The following is a 17,098-nucleotide window of genomic DNA, read 5'->3' on the forward strand; positions in this document are numbered from 1 at the left end:
GCCGGCCCTCTAGGCTCTCGCTCCCGGCGTGCCCGTCGCCCCGGCCCGGGGCGCCCCGGTGCCGCCGAGCATGGCGTGCCACAGTTCCGGGAAGTCGGGCAGCGTCTTGCCGGTGGTCGCGATGTTCTCCACCTCGACGCCCTCGACCACCAGGCCCAGCAGCGCGCCCGCGGTGGCGAGGCGGTGGTCGTCGTAGGTGTGGAAGACCCCGCCGTGCAGCGGGCGCGGGCGGATGCGGAGCCCGTCCTCGGTCTCGGTGACGTCGCTGCCGAGGCCGTTCAGCTCCTTGGTCAGCGCCGCGAGCCGGTCGGTCTCGTGCAGCCGCAGGTGCGCGACGCCGCGCAGCACGGATTCGGAGTCGGCGAGCGCGGCGACCGCCGCGATGCCCGGGGTCAGCTCGCCGACCTCGCTCAGGTCCACGTCGATGCCGTGCACCCGGCCGGTGCCGGTGAGGGTGAGGCCGCGCTCGTCCCGTACGCAGCTGCCACCCATGGCGGTGAAGATCTCCCGCAGGGCGTCACCCGGCTGGGTGGTGTGCTCGGGCCAGTCGGGGATGGTGACCCGCCCGCCGGTGACCAGCGCGGCGGCCAGGAACGGCTGGGCGTTGGAGAGGTCCGGCTCGATCACCAGGTCGCGGCCGAGCAGGGCGCCGGAGGTGACCCGCCACAGGTTGGGCTCGCCGCCGTCCTCCGGGGCGTCCACCTGCGCGCCCGCGGCACGCAGCATGTCGATCGTCATCCGGATGTGCGGCATGGACGGCAGCGGGCCGCCGACGTGCCGTACGTCCACCCCCTGGTTGAAGCGCGGGGCGGACAGCAGCAGGGCGCTCACGAACTGGCTGGAGGACGAGGCGTCGATCTCCACCGGCCCGCCCGCGAGCGAGCCGGAGCCGTGCACCGTCATCGGCAGCGCGCCGCGCCCCTCGTCGTCGATGCGGGCGCCGAGGGTGCGCAGCCCGTCGATCACGCCGTGCAGCGGGCGCTCGTACGCGCGGGGGTCGCCCTCGAAGCGGACCGGGCCGTCGGCGAGGGCGGCGACGGGGGGGAGGAAGCGCATGACCGTGCCCGCGTTGCCGACCTCGACGGTGACCGGGCCGTGCAGCCCGGTGGGGATGACCCGCCATGCCTCGCCCGCGCCTTCCGTACCCGCGTCCGTGGTAGCGGGGGCATCGGCGGTGGCGGCGGTGCTGGAGGGCACCGTCTCCTCGATCCGTACGCCCAGCGCACGCAGCGCGCCGGCCATCAGGAGGGTGTCGCGGGAGCGCAGCGGCCTGCGCAGCCAGCCGGGCTCGGAGGAGAGCGAGGCCAGCACGAGCGCGCGGTTGGTGACCGACTTCGAACCGGGCACGGCGACGGTCGCGTCGACTGGGTCGGGGCAGAGCGGCGCGGGCCAGAGGCCGGGGTCCGTGACGGCGTGGCCGGTGTGTGCGGTCATGGCCCTACTTTAGAGCCTGTCCGGTGGATCTTTTCGGGCCCGCGGCGCCCGGCGCCGCACCTTGCCGCGTGGTCGGAGCCGCCCGGGCACGCCCGCGTACGAGGGGCCGCCCGGCGCCGCGGCCCCGACCGCCGCCGTCACAGGTCCAGCAGCCAGCGCCCGCCGCCGAGGAGCGAGCAGAGCGAGACGGCGTGGAAGAGCAGCAGCCACATCGCGGCGGGCACCCGGGTCAGCCGGGCCAGCTGGTCGGCGTCCGAGTCGGGGGCGCCGCCGCGCCTGCGCTTGCCCTGGAGTTCGAACACCGGCCGGACGCCGCCGAGCAGCAGGAACCAGACCACGCCGTACGCGAACGCCGCCTGCACGTCCGCGTCCGCGAGCCAGGAGACCAGGACGAAGGCGCCGCCGGTGAGCACGACGGTCAGTACGCCGTAGGCGTTGCGGATCATGACGAGCATCGCCAGCAGCAGTGCGGTGGCGCCCCACAGCAGGGCGGTGATGTGGTCGGCCGCGAGCAGCCAGGCGCCGCCCAGGCCGAGCAGGGAGGGCGCGGTGTATCCGGCGGCGGCCGTCAGCACCATGCCGATGCCGTGCGGCTTGCCGCGCGAGACCGTCAGCCCGGAGGTGTCGGAGTGCAGTCTGATGCCGTCCAGCTGACGGCCGGTGAGCAGGGCGATCAGCCCGTGCCCGCCCTCGTGGGCGATGGTCACGGCGTTCCGCGCCAGGCGCCACGGGCCGCGCGTCGCGACGACGGCGAGGGCGAGCAGGCCGGTGGCCAGCACCAGCCACTGCTCCGGATCGGACTGGGTGCCGAATACCCGGTCCCAGACGTCGTTGATGCTCGCGTTGTCCATCGCTTCCCAGTCCCCTCGGTCCCCCGGCTGCCCCGCGGCGGTCTCCCCGCCTCTCGCCGGCGGCGCCCCTCCCCGCAACGGTCGGCGCCGCCGCGGAGTGCCGTGGCAGTCTGGCAGCCCGCCTCGGCGACCGGCCGCGCGGGCGGGCGGGCGGTGCGGGGATCGCGGGCGGGCGGGGGACCGGGGGACGGAACGGGGCGCGAGCAGGACGGGGCGCGAGCAGGTCGGGGCGCGGGTCAGAACGCCACGGGCTCGCGGATCAGCGGGCAGGTCATGCAGTGGCCGCCGCCCCGCCCCCGCCCCAGCTCGGCGCCGACGATGGTGATGACCTCGACACCCGCCTGCCGCAGCAGCGCGTTGGTGTGGGTGTTGCGGTCGTAGGTGAAGACGACGCCCGGTTCGAGCGCGACCGCGTTGTTGCCGCTGTCCCACTGCTGCCGCTCGGAGGCGTACACGTCGCCGCCCGTCTCGATCACCCGCATCCCCGGCAGTCCGAGGGCTCCGGCCACCACGTCCACGAAGGCGCGGGAGCCCTCGTCGGTGATCTCGAGGCCCGGCTTCCGGTCACTCGGCCGCAGCGAGAAGGTGTGCACCCGGTCCATGATCTTCGGGTAGAGGGTGACGATGTCGCGGTCCGCGAAGGTGAAGACGGTGTCCAGGTGCATGGCCGACCGCAGCTTCGGCATGCCCGCGACGATCACGTGCTCGGCGCCGCCTCCCGCGAACAGCGCCGCGGCGACCTGGGTGATCGCCTGCCGCGAGGTGCGCTCGCTCATGCCCATCAGCACGACGCCGTCGCCGACGGGCATGATGTCGCCGCCCTCGAACGTCGCCTGCCCCCAGCCGCGTTCCGGGTCTCCCCACCACACGGTGCTGCCCGCGAAGTCGGGATGGAAGAGGTAGACGGCCTTCATGAGCAGCGTCTCGTCGTGCCGGGCGGGCCAGTAGAGCGGGTTGAGGGTCACGCCTCCGTAGAGCCAGCAGGTGGTGTCGCGGGTGTAGAGGGTGTTCGGCAGCGGCGGCATCAGGTACTCGCGTGCTCCGGTCGACTCGCGGGCGAGCGCCAGGTATCCGTGCCGGTACTCCGGTGGGAGGTCGGCGGTGGCGAGGCCGCCGATCAGGTACGCCGCGAGGCGGTGGGAGCCGAGGGTCTCCAGGAAGGCGCGGGTGGCGTCGACGAGCCCGATGCCCACCTCGTTCGCGATGATCTTGCGGTCCAGGAGCCACGCCTTCGCGGCGGGGATCTCCATGGTCTCGGCCAGCAGTTCGTGCAGCTCGACGACCTCGACGCCGCGGGCGCGCAGTTCGGTGACGAAGGCGGCGTGGTCGCGCTGGGCGTTGTCCACCCACATCACGTCGTCGAACAGCAGGTCTTCGGCGTTGGTCGGGGTGAGCCGGCGGTGGGCGAGGCCGGGAGCGCAGACCAGGACCCTGCGGAGCCTGCCCACCTCGGAGTGCACGCCCAGCGCGGTGCGGCTGCCGGAGGCGGGGTGGTTGGTCGCGGGGCGGTCGGTCCTGGGGTGCTCACGGGGCACGGCGGGTCTCCCGGGGGTCGGATGCGGCGGACGCCGCGGGTACGGCGGCCGGGTGGCGGCCGGTGATCAGAGGCTGATCCAGCCGGCCGCCAGGGCGGTCACGCCGACGGCCGCACCGGCGACCGAGACGGCGAGCACGACGGACTCGGCGGCGGAGAAGAGCCGCCTGCCCTGCTCGCGCCGGGCCATCACGAAGAGGACCGTGGCGGGCGCGTAGACGATGAAGGAGACGAGGACGAACTTCAGCCCCGCCGCGTAGATGAGGAACGCCGTGTAGACCGTGGCGAGGGTGGCTGTGAGCAGTTCGCCGCCCGGCCCGCCGCCGCGCGGCCGGGGCGAGATCCTGAGCGCGAAGGCCGCCGCCAGCAGGAAGGGGATAAGGGACAGCGAGCTGGTCAGGTCGAGGGCGAAGTTGAACGCGTCGTCGGAGAACAGCGTGACGATCAGGACCAGCTGGCTGAGGACCGTCGTCATCAGCAGCGCGGGCACCGGGACGTCCTCGGCGCTGGCCCTGCGCAGGAAGCTCGGCATGTCCTCGTCCTTCGCCGCGACGAAGAGCACCTCGGCCGCCATCAGCGTCCAGGCCAGGTAGGCGCCGAGTACCGAGAGGATGAGGCCGACGCTGACGAAGACCTGGCCCCACTCGCCGACCGCGTGTTCCAGCACCCCGGCCATCGAGGGCTGCCGGAGCCGGGCGATCTCGCTCATCGGCAGCATGCCGTACGACACGATGGTGACGGAGGCGAAGACGGCGAAGACGCTGAGGAAGCCCAGCACGGTCGCCCGGCCGACGTCCTCGCGGCGGCGGGCGTGGCGTGAGTACACGCTGGCGCCCTCGACGCCGAGGAAGACGAACACGGTGGCCAGCATCGTCCCGCGCACCTGCTGGAACAGGGACCCGGCGTAGTCGGCGCCGCCGAGGTTGTCCGTGAAGACGCCGAGGTCGAAGTAGAAGAGGGCGAGGAGGACGAAGACGAGGATCGGGACGACCTTGGCCACCGTCACGATCCGGTTGATCGCCGCCGCCTCCTTCACCCCGCGCCGGATGAGCAGGAAGAACGCCCACAGCCCGGCCGAGGACAGGACCGCCGCCAAGACCGTGTCGCCGTCGCCGAGCGCGGGCCAGATCGCGCCGATCGTCGACATGATCAGCACCCAGTAGGTGACGTTGCCCACGCACGCGCTGGCCCAGTAGCCGAACGCCGCGAAGAAGCCCAGGTACTCGCCGAACCCCGCCTTGGCGTACGCGTAGACCCCCGCGTCGAGATCGGGCCTGCGCACGGCCAGGGACTGGAAGACGAGGGCGAGCATCAGCATGCCGGTGCCCGCGATGGCCCAGGCGATCAGCGCGCCCGTCACCCCGGTCTCCTGCGCGAAGCGCTGGGGGAGCGAGAAGACCCCCGCGCCCACCATGGAGCCGACGACCATGGTGGTCAGCGTCAGCAGGGTCAGCTTCGCCGCCGCGGGCGGTCCGGCGGCGGTCTCCGCCCCGGGGCCGGTGTGGCTCATGACTTCCCTCCCCGATGCGGACGGATGCGGGCCGGAGTTCCCGTCAACGCGCCCAGGAATATCAGCTGAAGGGGGGAATCGTCCGGATAGTGGGTGCCGGAGTGTCCACGGGCGGGCGGCTCCGGCGGTCGTCGGCCCCGTACGGGCAGGCTGTCGGAACCGGCGACTAGTCTTCGGTCTTCCGAGACTTCTCTACAGTCCACTGGGGTGATTCCGGATGTGCGGACGGTACGCGGCGAGCAGGAGTCCCGAGGACCTGGCCGGGCTCTTCCAGGTGGAGAAGTGGGACCCGGCGGAGACCCTGGAGGCCGACTGGAACGTCGCGCCCACCAAAGAGGTGTACGCCGTACTCGACCGCCCCGTGCGCGGCACGGACGACCCGCGCCCCGTACGGCAGCTGCGCACGCTGAAGTGGGGCCTGGTGCCGGGCTGGGCGAAGTCGCCCGACATGGGCGTGAAGATGATCAACGCGCGGGCGGAGACCGTCCACGAGAAGCCCGCCTACCGCAAGCCCTTCGCCGCCCGCCGCTGCCTCCTCCCCGCCGACGGCTACTACGAATGGGTGACGGCCAAGGGCGAGCTCGAACGGGAGCAGAAGGGCCGTAAGAAGCGCCCCCGGAAGCAGCCGTACTTCATCACCCCGGTGGACGGCGGCGTGCTGGCGATGGCCGGGCTCTACGAGTTCTGGCGCGACCGCACCCTGCCCGACGACCACGAGCGCGCCTGGTGGACGACCTGCACCGTGATCACCACGGCCGCCGAGACCTCGCTGCTGCCCGGGGCGACCGGCGAGGCCGGCGCGGCGGGCCCGCAGTCGCTCGCCGACATCCACCCCCGGATGCCGCTGATGCTGCCCCCGGACCGCTGGTCGGAGTGGCTCGACCCGACGGGCACGGAAGCGGAGCGGGTACGGGAGCTGCTCGCGCCGCCCCCGCCGGGGATGTTGCGCGCGTACCCGGTCCCCACGGACGTCAGCAACGTGCGGAACAACGGGCCCGAGCTGCTGAAGGAACTGGCGGCGCCGGAAGAGGAGACCCTCTTCTGATGGCCGCGCCGGGGGCGCTGCCCGAGCCGCCGCAGCCGGAGACCGTGCCCACCCCCGCCGGTGACGCCCGGATCACCTGGTTCCCCGGCGCCCGCCCCCGCCTCGTCCTCGCGCTCGGGCACGGCGCGGGCGGCGGCGTCGAGGCACGCGACCTGCGCGCGCTCGCGGCGGCCCTGCCCCCGTGCGGGGTGACGGTCGCCCTGGTCGAGCAGCCGTGGCGGGTCGCGGGCCGCCGGCTCGCCCCGGCGCCGCGCACCCTGGACACCGGCTGGACGGCGCTGTGGCCCGCCCTGGAGGCGCCCGGCCTGCCCGTCGTCGCGGGCGGGCGCAGCGCCGGCGCGCGGGTGGCGTGCCGTACGGCGGGGGCGCTCGGCGCCCGCGCGGTGCTCGCGCTGGCCTTCCCTCTGCACCCTCCGGGGAAGCCGGAGAAGTCCCGGGCGGGCGAGCTGGTCGGCGCCGGGCTGCCGACGCTGCTCGTGCAGGGCGGACGCGACCCGTTCGGGCGCCCGGAGGAGTTCCGCGCTGCCGGGCTCCCGCCGGACGCGGAGCTGGCCGAGGTGCCGCAGGCCGACCACGGCTTCGCCGTACCCAAACGGGCGGAGATCTCGCAGGACGGCGCGCTGGCCGTGCTGACCGGCGCGGTGGTCGGCTGGCTGGACCGTACGGTGCCGCCCGCCCGGCGCCGTCCGCGCCGGGAATAGGACGCCGGGGGCGTTGGTTGTCGCGGACAGTCGGTACGTTCGGATGAGAGGAAGCCGCACCCATGGGTTCTGTCGCCTGCCCGCAGCGTCCCCAGGCCGCTGACCTGGACTGGGCCACGCTGGCACTCGCGGGTGCCCAGAAGATTCAGGCGGCGCCGGTGGTCGGTCGTCGTCTATTCTCCGATTCGAGCGAGTCTTCGTACGGGCTCGTCACATCATCGGAGGAGGTGGGTCCGGTCACCGGGACCGACGACGGCACGGAGAGCGCGCCGAACACACCGCACGAGACCGCCGCGGAGCGCAACGCGCGCTTCGAGCGGGACGCCCTCACCTTCCTGGACCAGATGTACTCCGCCGCCCTCCGCATGACGCGGAACCCGGCCGACGCGGAGGACCTGGTGCAGGAGACGTATGCCAAGGCGTACGGATCGTTCCACCAGTTCCGCGAGGGCACGAACCTCAAGGCGTGGCTGTACCGCATCCTGACCAACACCTTCATCAACTCCTACCGCAAGAAGCAGCGCGAGCCCCAGCGCAGCGCCGCCGAGGAGATCGAGGACTGGCAGCTGGCGCGCGCCGAGTCGCACATGTCGACCGGTCTGCGCTCCGCCGAGGCCCAGGCGCTCGACCACCTGCCGGACTCGGACGTCAAGGAGGCCCTCCAGGCGATTCCGGAGGAATTCCGCATCGCGGTCTACCTCGCCGACGTCGAGGGGTTTGCGTACAAGGAGATCGCCGACATCATGGGGACACCCATCGGCACGGTGATGTCCCGTCTGCACCGCGGGCGGCGGCAGTTGCGCGGCATGCTGGAGGACTACGCGCGCGAGCGCGGCCTGGTCCCGGCAGGCGTCGCGTCGGCGTCGAGCGGGTCTTCCCCGGCGCGGCCGGGAGTCGTTGACGAGTCGCACGACCGGAAAGGCTCGGGCTCATGAGCTGCGGAGAGCCGCACGAGATGGACTGCTCCGAGGTCCTGAACCACCTCTACGAGTACCTCGACAAGGAGATGCCGGAGCGGGACTGCGAGAAGATCAAGGACCACTTCGACGAGTGCTCGCCCTGCCTGGAGCAGTACGGCCTGGAGCAGGAGGTCAAGAAGCTCGTCAAGCGCTGCTGCGGGCAGGACGACGTCCCCACCGACCTGCGCTCCAAGGTGGTGGGCCGGATCGACAGAATCCGGTCGGGCGAACCGGTGCCGGAGCAGCCGGGCGAGGCTGCCGAGCACGCGGCTCCCAAGACCGCCGACGCGGTGGACGCCGAAGCCGACGCACCGGCGCTCTCCGACTCCCGCAAGCACCTCGCCTGACGGGCGGGCGGGCCCGCCCCGGCCGGCCGGTCCCGGGCCTCGCCGTCTCACCTGATCGGGTGAGTCCCGCGTCCCGCCGGGGCCGCCCTCCCGGGGCGTTCCTCCGCTCCGCGCGCCGCCGCCCGACCGGCCCTTCCGGCTCCCACCGCCCGGCGCACCCCTGTCGTGAGCGGTCCCCGGGCCGTACGCCCCCGCGCCCGTACGCCTCGCGCCGCCGCCCTGTCCGCGGGCGCGCGATCCGGGGCGCCGCCGTCGGCGAGGCCGCCCGACCCACCGGTAGTGAGCGCGCACCCGAGTGGGCATGGTTGGATGCGAAGAGGGGAACCGGACCGCAGGCGGGGCGCGCCCGGCACAGGTGTACACACGGTGATACCCGGCGACACAGCGGGCACCCGGCGGCTTCCGGACACCGACGACAGGGGAATCAGGCGGCACATCGTGAGGATCTTCGGCAAGGTGCGGCACCGGCCCTCCGCCTCCTGGCGGCAGGCGACCGACCGCGCGTTCACGCTCATCGGTGACGGACGCTACGAGGACGCCGGCGCCCTGCTGACGCGTGCCGCGGACCTGGAGCCGTGGCTTTCCGAGTCGTGGTTCAACCTCGCCCTGCTGCACAAGTTCCGGCACGACTGGGAGCAGGCCCGCGCCGCCGGGCTGCGCGCGGTCGCCCTGCTGGACCGCGAGACGGGCGCCCCCGACTGGTGGAACGTCGGCATCGCCGCCACCGCCCTCCAGGACTGGCCGCTCGCGCGCCGCAGCTGGCAGGCGTACGGGCTGCGGGTGCCCGGGGAGGCGCAGACGGCCGCGGCGGCCGGTGAGCCGACCGGCATGCAGCTGGGCAGCGCGGCCGTACGGCTCTCTCCGGAGGGCGAGGCCGAGGTGGTGTGGGGCAGGCGGATCGATCCGGCCCGGCTGGAGATCCAGAGCATCCCGCTGCCCTCCTCCGGGCGCCGCTGGGGCGAGGTCGTGCTGCACGACGGCGTGCCGCACGGCGAGCGCACCACCGCGGCCGGCCCCTCCTACCCGGTCTTCGACGAGATCGAGCTGTGGGCGCCCTCGCCCGTGCCCACCTGGGTGGTGCTGCTGGATGCGGCCTCCGAGTCGGACCGGGACGCACTGGAGCGGCTGGCGGCACAGGCCGGGTTCGCCGCCGAGGACTGGTCGTCGTCGGTGCGGTTGCTGTGCCGGTCGTGCTCGGAGAGCCGGATGCCCAGCGACGAGGGCGACGGCTCGCTGCACCTGGACCCGCACGACCACAGCTCGCCGGGCCACCCCGGCCCGCTCGGCCACATGACCGCGGGCGGGCCCGGTGACCTGTGGGTTCCCGAGCGCGAGTGCGGGCTGGCGGCGCCGGGCGGACTGGTGCGCGGCCTGCTGGACGGCTGGGTGGCGGACAGCCCGGACAGCCGCGAGTGGCGTGATCTGGAAGAGGTCTGCTGAGCGCGCGCCCGCGCACCCGTACCCTGTAGGGCGAAGTGGCCGGATGGGACCCGGGAGCCCGGGCATGAGGAAGGCGTAAGGCGGAATGGCGCAGCAGCAGGACACCCAGTCGGAACCGGTGGACGAGTACGTGGTCGACACGGAGCGGTGCGAGGAGCGCGAGCTGGCCTACCGCGAGCGGGGCACCGCCCGTCCGATCACCGTCGTCGGCAATCCGGTGCTGCACCGGGAGTGCGCGCAGGTGACCGAGTTCGGCCCCGAACTGGCCTCGCTGATCGACGACATGTTCGCCAGCCAGCGCGCGGCGGAGGGCGTCGGCCTCGCGGCGAACCAGATCGGCGTGGACCTCAAGGTCTTCGTCTACGACTGCCCGGACGACGACGGCGTACGGCACGTGGGCGTCGTCTGCAATCCGGTGCTGGACGAACTCCCCGCCGAGCAGCGGGTGCTGGACGACTCGAACGAGGGCTGCCTCTCGGTGCCCACCGCCTACGCCTCGCTCGCCCGCCCGGACCGCGCCGTCGTCCGGGGGCAGGACGCGGAGGGCAGGCCGATCGCGGTCCGGGGCGACGGCTACTTCGCCCGCTGCCTCCAGCACGAGACGGACCACCTGTACGGCTATCTCTACATCGACCGGCTCTCCAAGCGGGACCGGAAGGACGCCCTCCAGCAGATGGCCGAGGGCACCGCGCGCTACGAGACGGTGCCGAACGACTGAGGCGGGGCTGCGCGGAGCGCGGGCCGGGGCCTTCACCTCCGTCGGCGGCTCGAAGTGGAAGTCCGGCTCGGGCAACGGCCACTACCGCGAGGGCAACCACTGGGACGTGACCTACCGCAACTGCGGCGGCTGCTGACCGGCCACGTCCCCGGGTCACCGCATCAGAACTCGTCGTCGAAGGAGACGGACCCCTCCACCGCCGTCTGGTAGGCCGAGGCACGGCGTTCGAAGAAGTTGGTCAGCTCCTGGACGTTCTGGAGTTCCATGAAGGAGAACGGGTTCCTGGAGCCGTAGCGGGCCGGAAAGCCCAGCCGTACGAGCCGCTGGTCCGCCACGGCCTCCAGGTACTCCCGCATCGACTCGGTGTTCATCCCCGGCAGGCCCTCGCCGCACAGGTCGCGCGCGAACTGCAACTCGGCCTCCACGGCCTCCGCCAGCATCGCGGTGACCTCCGCCTCCAGTGCGTCGTCGAAGAGTTCGGGCTCCTCCGCGCGGACGGTGTCCACGACGTCGAAGGCGAAGGCCATGTGCATCGACTCGTCGCGGAAGACCCAGTTGGTGCCGGTGGCCAGCCCGTGCAGCAGGCCGCGCGAGCGGAACCAGTAGACGTAGGCGAAGGCCCCGTAGAAGAACAGGCCCTCGATGCAGGCCGCGAAGCAGATCAGGTTCAGCAGGAACCGCCGCCGGTCGGCGCGGGACTCCAGCTGGTCGATCCGCTCCGCCCCCTCGCCGCCCTCCAGAGCGGCCATCCAGCGGAAGCAGAACTGCGCCTTCTCGCGGATGGAGGGGATGTTCTCCACGGCGGAGAACGCCTCGACGCGCTCGTCCGGGTCGGGCAGGTAGGTGTCCAGCAGGGTCAGGTAGAACTGGACGTGCACCGCCTCCTCGAAGAGCTGCCGCGAGAGGTACAGGCGCGCTTCGGGGGAGTTGATGTGCTTGTACAGGCTCAGCACCAGGTTGTTGGCGACGATCGAGTCGCCGGTGGCGAAGAACGCCACGAGGCGGCTGATCATGTGCTGTTCGCCCGCGGAGAGCTTGGCGAGGTCGGTGACGTCGGAGTGGAGGTCGACCTCCTCCACCGTCCAGGTGTTCTTGATGGCGTCGCGGTAGCGGTCGTAGAACTCCGGGTAGCGCATGGGGCGCAGGGTGAGTTCGAAGCCCGGGTCGAGCAGGTTCTTCGCGCGGGCGCTCGGCGCGGCGGGGGTGGTGGTCATTGGCATGCCTCGCAGGACTCGGGGTTCTCCAGGGAGCAGGCGGCGGCCTCGGCGTCCGCCGTGCCGGGGGCGGGCTCGGCGGGGGCAGCCGTGGCGGAGCCGCCCCCCGCCGCCTGCGCGATCCGCGTCGCCGGGCGGGAGCGCAGGTAGTAGGTGGTCTTGATGCCGCGCTTCCACGCGTACGCGTACATCGAGCTGAGCTTGCCGATCGTCGGCGAACTCAGGAAGAGGTTCAGCGACTGGCTCTGGTCCAGGTACGGCGTGCGGGCCGCCGCCATGTCGATCAGCGCGCGCTGCGGGATCTCCCACGCCGTGCGGTAGAGCCCGCGCACCTCCTCGGGGACGCGCGGCAGGTCCTGTACCGAGCCGCTGCTCTCGCGCAGTTCCTCGCGCATCCGCTCGTCCCACAGGCCGAGCCGCTTGAGGTCCGCCACCAGGTAGGCGTTCACCTGGAGGAACTCGCCGCTGAGCGTCTCCCGCTTGAAGAGGTTGGAGACCTGCGGCTCGATGCACTCGTAGACACCGGCGATGGAGGCGATGGTCGCGGTCGGCGCGACGGCGAGCAGCAGCGCGTTGCGCAGCCCGGTCTGCGCGATCCGCTCGCGCAGCGCCGCCCACCGCTGCGGCCAGGACTCCTCGGCCTCCGGGTAGTGGTCGGGGTGCAGTACGCCGCGCGCCGTGCGGGTCGCCGCCCAGGCGGGGAGCGGGCCGTGCCGCTCTGCCAGGTCGGCGGAGGCCTCGTAGGCGGCGAGCATGACGCGCTCGGAGATGCGGGTGGAGAGCTGCCGCGCCGCCGCCGAGTCGAAGGGCAGCCGCAGCCGGAAGAAGACGTCCTGGAGGCCCATCAGGCCCAGACCGACCGGGCGCCAGCGGGAGTTGGAGGCGCCCGCCTCAGCGGTCGGGTAGAAGTTGATGTCGACGACGCGGTCCAGGAAAGTGACGGCCGTACGGACGGTGGCGTCGAGCCGCTCCCAGTCCACCTCCCCGCCGTCGGTCAGGTGTGCGGCGAGGTTGACGGAGCCCAGGTTGCAGACGGCCGTCTCCCCGTCGTCGGTGACCTCCAGGATCTCCGTGCACAGGTTCGAGGAGTGCACGACGCTGCCGGGCTCCGCCGTCTGGTTCGCGGTGCGGTTGGCGGCGTCCTTGAAGGTCATCCAGCCGTTCCCGGTCTGCGCGAGGGTGCGCATCATCCGGGCGTACAGCTCGCGCGCGGGCAGCGTACGGACCGCGAGCCCGGCGGCCTCGGCGCGGCGGTAGGCGGCGTCGAACTCGTCGCCCCACAGGTCGACCAGCTCCGGTGTGTCGGACGGGGAGAAGAGCGACCAGGCGGTGTCCGCCTCGACCCGGCGCATGAACTCGTCCGGAATCCAGTGCGCGAGGTTGAGGTTGTGGGTGCGCCGGGCCTCCTCGCCGGTGTTGTCGCGCAGTTCGAGGAACTCCTCGATGTCCGCGTGCCAGGTCTCCAGATAGACGCAGGCCGCGCCCTTGCGCCTGCCGCCCTGGTTGACCGCGGCCACCGAGGAGTCCAGCGTCCGCAGGAAGGGGACGATGCCGTTCGAGTGCCCGTTCGTGCCCCGGATGAGCGAACCGCGGGCGCGGATGCGGGAGAACGGCAGGCCGATGCCGCCGGCGTGCTTCGAGAGGCGGGCCACCTGGTGGTAGCGCTGGTAGATCGAGTCGAGTTCGTCCAGCGGTGAGTCCAGCAGGTAGCACGAGGACATCTGGGGGTGCCGGGTGCCGGAGTTGAACAGCGTGGGGGAGGAGGGGAGATAGGCGAGCGTGCTGGTCAGCCGGTACAGCTCGGCCACCTCGCGCACCGCTGCCGCGGCCTGCTCGGCGGTGTCGCCCTCGGCGGCCAGCCCGCAGGCCACGCGCAGCAGGAAGTGCTGCGGCGTCTCGATGACCTGCCGGGTGCGCGGGTGCCGCAGCAGGTAGCGCGAGTGGACGGTACGCAGCCCGAAGTAGCCGAAGCGGTCGTCCGCTCCCGCCGCGAGGGCGGCCTCCACCAGCGCGTCCAGCCGGTCCGCGTGCCGGGTGACGAACCGCGCCGTGCCGTCCGCGATCAGCCCCTCGCGGTGCCCCACCGCGACCGAGGTGGAGAAGGAGACGGCGCCCTGCCCGGCCGCCTCGTCCCGTACGGCGAGGGTGAGCAGCCGGGCGGCGAGCCGCGAGTACTCCGGCTCCTCGCCGATCAGCCCGGCCGCCGCCTCGGCGGCGAGGGACCGCAACTCCGCCGCGCCGGAGCCCGGATGACGGCCGCGCAGCGCGGCGGCGGCCACCCGGTGCGGGTCGGCTGCGGGCAGGTCGGCGCTGAGGCGGACCAGCAGGGCGGTGAGTTCCGCGGCGGCGGATTCCGCGCCCGCGGGGCCCGCTGAGACGGGCTCCGCGGTGGCGGGTGCGGCTGGTGCGATGGTCACGGGACGTGCTCTCCCTCGCTCGGCTGGAGCCACGGGGAGGGGCACGACGGGCGTGAGCGGCTCCGGACTTCAAGGCACGACGGCGCTCCGCGTCCGCCGGCCCAACCCACGAGGCCCGGACGTGTACAAAACCGTCGGCAGGTGCTCGGGCTCGGCCGCGGCGCGGTGGACGCGCCCGCCATACCGTTGCGGGACAGCTCCGGATTCACACCGGATTCCCCTGCGGCGACAGCAAGCACCACCATACATGTGGTGCCACCCAGCTCATGCACCCCAAGATGTGGTGTCCCGCGCGGGCGACAGGAAGGCGCTCAGCCGGACAGCTCCAGTGCGAAGGTCCACAGCGGCAGGCCCGGCAGCGGCTCCCAGTCCCGCTCCGGGGTGCGGACGAAACCCAGCCGCCCGTACAGCCGGTGGGCCGCCGCCATCTCCGGCACGCTGGAGAGCACCACCCGGCGCAGTCCCAGCCCGCGCGCCCGCGTGAGGCACTCGCGTACGAGCGCCTCGCCCACGCCCCGGCCCCGGCCGGCCGGGAGCACCGCGAGCATCCGGAACTCGGCCTCGCCCGGCCCCGCGATGTCCGCGTACTCCCCGCCCGCGCCGACGAAGGCGACCGCGCCCAGCAGCGCGCCGGCGCCGCCCGCCTCGGCCGGTCCCGCCGTCTCCACGGCCACCAGCACCTGCGTGTGCCGAGCGCGGCGCCGGGCGTCCCGCAGCTCCTCGAGGTAGGGATCGCTCACCCCGTGGGTCAGCAGCCCGTCGCCGAGGTACACCCGGGCGGTCAGCTCGCCGACGTCTGCGAGTTCTTCCTCGCGCGCCGCCCTGATCGTTATGTCCATGACCGCCAGCATGCGGTACGCGCCCGGGTGCGTACCGGGCAGGCCCTCAGTGGCCGCCGGCCGCCGGGGGCAGGTCCTTGACCTTGGGGTCGCCCGCGTCCGCCGTGTAGTCGGCCGGGACGGTCTCGTCGACGCCCTCCGGCGCCTTCAGCGCCCGCAGGACGAACGTGAGGGCCACCGTCACCACCGCGTTCAGCACGATCGCGGTCAGCCCGATGTAGCCGATCTCGCCGATCATCGGGATCGAGTCGTTGCTGCCGCCGAAGTGCTTCTGCTTGGGCGAGGAGACGTGGTACGCGGCGATCGTGCCGTACGCCATGCCGACGGCCCAGCCCGCCAGCAGCGCCCAGCGGTGCAGCCACCGGGTGAACAGGCCGCCGACCAGGGCGGGGAAGGTCTGGAGAATCCAGATGCCGCCCAGCAGCTGGAAGTTGATCGCCGTCGACTTGTCCAGCGTCAGGACGAACACCAGCGCCCCCACCTTGACCACCAGCGAGGTGATCTTGGAGACCTTGGTCTCCTGCGCCGGGGTGGCGTCCGGTTTGAGGAAGTCCCGGTAGATGTTGCGGGTGAAGAGGTTCGCGGCGGCGATGGACATGATCGCCGCCGGGACCAGCGCCCCGATGCCGATCGCGGCGAACGCCACCCCGGTGAACCAGTCCGGGAACATGTTCTCGAACAGCTGGGGCACGATCAGCTGCCCGTTCTCGACCTCGATGCCCGCCGCGATGCCCATGAAGCCCAGCAGCGCCAGCAGGCCCAGCATGAGCGAGTACAGCGGCAGGATGGTGGTGTTGCGGCGGATCACCTCGCGGCTGCGGCTGGAGAGCGTCGCGGTGATCGCGTGCGGGTACATGAACAGCGCGAGCGCCGACCCCAGCGCCAGGGTGGCGTACGCCCAGTGCGCGTCGGGCCCGGCCACCAGGGAGCCGCCGGTCTCCGAGAGCTTCTCCTCGGCGTCGCTGAAGATGTCGTCGAACCCGCCCAGTTCGATGGGGATGTAGATGATCGCGACCACGATCACCAGGTAGATCAGCGCGTCCTTGACGAAGGCGATCAGCGCCGGGGCGCGCAGGCCGGACGAGTAGGTGTACGCGGCCAGCACGCCGAAGGCGATCAGCAGCGGCAGGTCCTTGACGAACCAGTGCGTCGACTCGCCGCCGCCCACCCCCAGCACGTCCAGCACCGCCTGGATGCCGACGAGTTGGAGCGCGATGTACGGCATCGTGGCCAGGATTCCGGTGAGGGCGACCGCGAGCGAGAGCCCCTTGGAGCCGAAGCGCCCCTTCACGAAGTCCGAGGTCGTCACGTAGCCGTGCCGGTGGGAGACCGACCAGAGGCGGGGCAGGAAGGTGAAGATCAGCGGGTAGACGAGGATCGTGTACGGCACCGCGAAGAAGCCGGCCGCGCCCGCCGCGTACACCGCGGCCGGGACGGCGACGAAGGTGTACGCGGTGTACAGGTCGCCGCCGAGCAGGAACCAGGTGATCCAGGTGCCGAAGCTGCGCCCGCCCAGGCCCCACTCGTCCAGGTTGTCGGCCGTCGCCCTGCGCCAGCGGGCGGCGAGGAAGCCCATCACCGTGACCAGGGCGAAGAAGAAGAGGAAGACGCTGAGCGCGACGACGTTGACGCCTTCGTTCACTTCGGCTCAGCCCCCTCGGTCCGCCCGCCCTGACCGCCGTGCCCGCCCTGACCCGCGTGCCCGGCCGCCTGCTTGCGGGCCGCCTGCTCCCGGCGTACGAGCACGTACGCGACGCAGGTCAGCGCCGTCGAGATCGGCACCCAGAGCATCTGGTACCAGTAGAAGAACGGGATGCCGATGAAGGCCGGGTCCACGCTGTCGTACGAGCCGACCCAGAGCATCGAGACGAACGGCGCGAGGAGGCACAGCCCGGCCACCACGCGCGAGGGCGTGACGACCGGTTCGCGGGCGTGCGGTGGTGACATGAAGGCGACTCCGTCCCTGGGGCTCCGGCCGGTCTTCTGCGGGGTGGCAGAAATCTAGTCACAGAGCGGTCCCCCGTCACTACCCCGATCAGTAACGGACAGGCCACGCGGAGCGTGTAGGCGTCACGGAGGTGCGGTGGAT

At 72.6% G+C, this 17,098-nt stretch carries 15 protein-coding genes and 1 riboswitch; of the genes, 6 read left to right on the forward strand and 9 right to left on the reverse strand.

Annotation, left to right across the window (positions count from 1 at the left end; genetic code table 11):
* Positions 1-9 precede the first annotated feature (9 nt).
* From aroA to H299_RS0107825, 4 genes are all read right to left on the reverse strand, one after another.
* Positions 10-1,434, reverse strand: coding sequence for a 3-phosphoshikimate 1-carboxyvinyltransferase (aroA, locus tag H299_RS0107810; RefSeq protein WP_027747964.1), 1,425 nt, complete (start codon positions 1,432-1,434; stop codon positions 10-12).
* Positions 1,435-1,571: 137 nt separating this feature from the next.
* Entirely contained in the window at positions 1,572-2,285 is a 714-nt protein-coding gene (locus H299_RS0107815; RefSeq protein WP_027747965.1) for a M50 family metallopeptidase, read from the reverse strand.
* A gap of 236 nt (positions 2,286-2,521) precedes the next feature.
* Entirely contained in the window at positions 2,522-3,751 is a 1,230-nt protein-coding gene (locus tag H299_RS0107820; protein WP_027747966.1) for an arginine deiminase, read from the reverse strand.
* A gap of 135 nt (positions 3,752-3,886) precedes the next feature.
* Positions 3,887-5,329, reverse strand: coding sequence for a basic amino acid/polyamine antiporter (locus H299_RS0107825; RefSeq protein ID WP_027747967.1), 1,443 nt, complete (start codon positions 5,327-5,329; stop codon positions 3,887-3,889).
* A 217-nt stretch (positions 5,330-5,546) separates the two neighbouring features.
* Here H299_RS0107825 and H299_RS0107830 point away from each other — a divergent pair, with 217 nt between their 5' ends.
* From H299_RS0107830 to def, 6 genes are all read left to right on the forward strand, one after another.
* Positions 5,547-6,374, forward strand: coding sequence for an SOS response-associated peptidase (locus tag H299_RS0107830; RefSeq protein ID WP_027747968.1), 828 nt, complete (start codon positions 5,547-5,549; stop codon positions 6,372-6,374).
* Entirely contained in the window at positions 6,374-7,075 is a 702-nt protein-coding gene (locus tag H299_RS32775; RefSeq protein ID WP_037758123.1) for an alpha/beta family hydrolase, read from the forward strand. Before H299_RS0107830 ends, H299_RS32775 begins: the two co-directional genes overlap by 1 nt.
* A gap of 227 nt (positions 7,076-7,302) precedes the next feature.
* Positions 7,303-8,010: a sigma-70 family RNA polymerase sigma factor gene (locus H299_RS0107840; protein ID WP_027747969.1), complete on the forward strand. Its 708-nt coding sequence runs from the start codon at positions 7,303-7,305 to the stop codon at positions 8,008-8,010.
* Positions 8,007-8,381, forward strand: a complete 375-nt coding sequence (rsrA, locus tag H299_RS32780; protein ID WP_051262216.1) for a mycothiol system anti-sigma-R factor — start codon at positions 8,007-8,009, stop codon at positions 8,379-8,381. Before H299_RS0107840 ends, rsrA begins: the two co-directional genes overlap by 4 nt.
* A gap of 438 nt (positions 8,382-8,819) precedes the next feature.
* Positions 8,820-9,821 (forward strand): hypothetical protein, encoded by a 1,002-nt coding sequence (locus tag H299_RS0107850; protein WP_027747970.1) that lies wholly within the window; start codon positions 8,820-8,822, stop codon positions 9,819-9,821.
* 85 nt (positions 9,822-9,906) lie between these two features.
* Entirely contained in the window at positions 9,907-10,539 is a 633-nt protein-coding gene (gene def, locus H299_RS0107855) for a peptide deformylase (protein ID WP_027747971.1), read from the forward strand.
* A gap of 161 nt (positions 10,540-10,700) precedes the next feature.
* On the opposite strand, the gene H299_RS0107860 is transcribed toward def, so the two are convergent.
* The 5 genes from H299_RS0107860 to H299_RS32785 form a co-directional block, all read right to left on the reverse strand.
* The gene (locus H299_RS0107860; RefSeq protein ID WP_027747972.1) at positions 10,701-11,753 is read right to left on the reverse strand and encodes a ribonucleotide-diphosphate reductase subunit beta; all 1,053 of its coding nucleotides are present in this window, start codon (positions 11,751-11,753) and stop codon (positions 10,701-10,703) included.
* Complete coding sequence (locus H299_RS0107865) at positions 11,750-14,170, reverse strand: ribonucleoside-diphosphate reductase subunit alpha (protein WP_027747973.1); 2,421 nt, start codon at positions 14,168-14,170, stop codon at positions 11,750-11,752. The genes H299_RS0107860 and H299_RS0107865 overlap by 4 nt, the downstream gene beginning before the upstream one ends.
* A gap of 119 nt (positions 14,171-14,289) precedes the next feature.
* Positions 14,290-14,428, reverse strand: a riboswitch (cobalamin riboswitch).
* 53 nt (positions 14,429-14,481) lie between these two features.
* A complete protein-coding gene (locus H299_RS0107870) occupies positions 14,482-15,009 on the reverse strand; it encodes a GNAT family N-acetyltransferase (RefSeq protein ID WP_027747974.1) in 528 nt (175 codons plus the stop codon).
* A gap of 46 nt (positions 15,010-15,055) precedes the next feature.
* Positions 15,056-16,651: a monocarboxylate uptake permease MctP gene (mctP, locus tag H299_RS0107875; RefSeq protein WP_027747975.1), complete on the reverse strand. Its 1,596-nt coding sequence runs from the start codon at positions 16,649-16,651 to the stop codon at positions 15,056-15,058.
* Positions 16,648-16,956 carry a DUF3311 domain-containing protein gene (locus H299_RS32785; protein ID WP_051262217.1) on the reverse strand — a complete coding sequence of 103 codons (309 nt, stop codon included), beginning with the start codon at positions 16,954-16,956 and terminating at the stop codon, positions 16,648-16,650. Before H299_RS32785 ends, mctP begins: the two co-directional genes overlap by 4 nt.
* Positions 16,957-17,098: the final 142 nt, after the last annotated feature.

It is taken from the genome of Streptomyces sp. CNH287 (assembly GCF_000424825.1).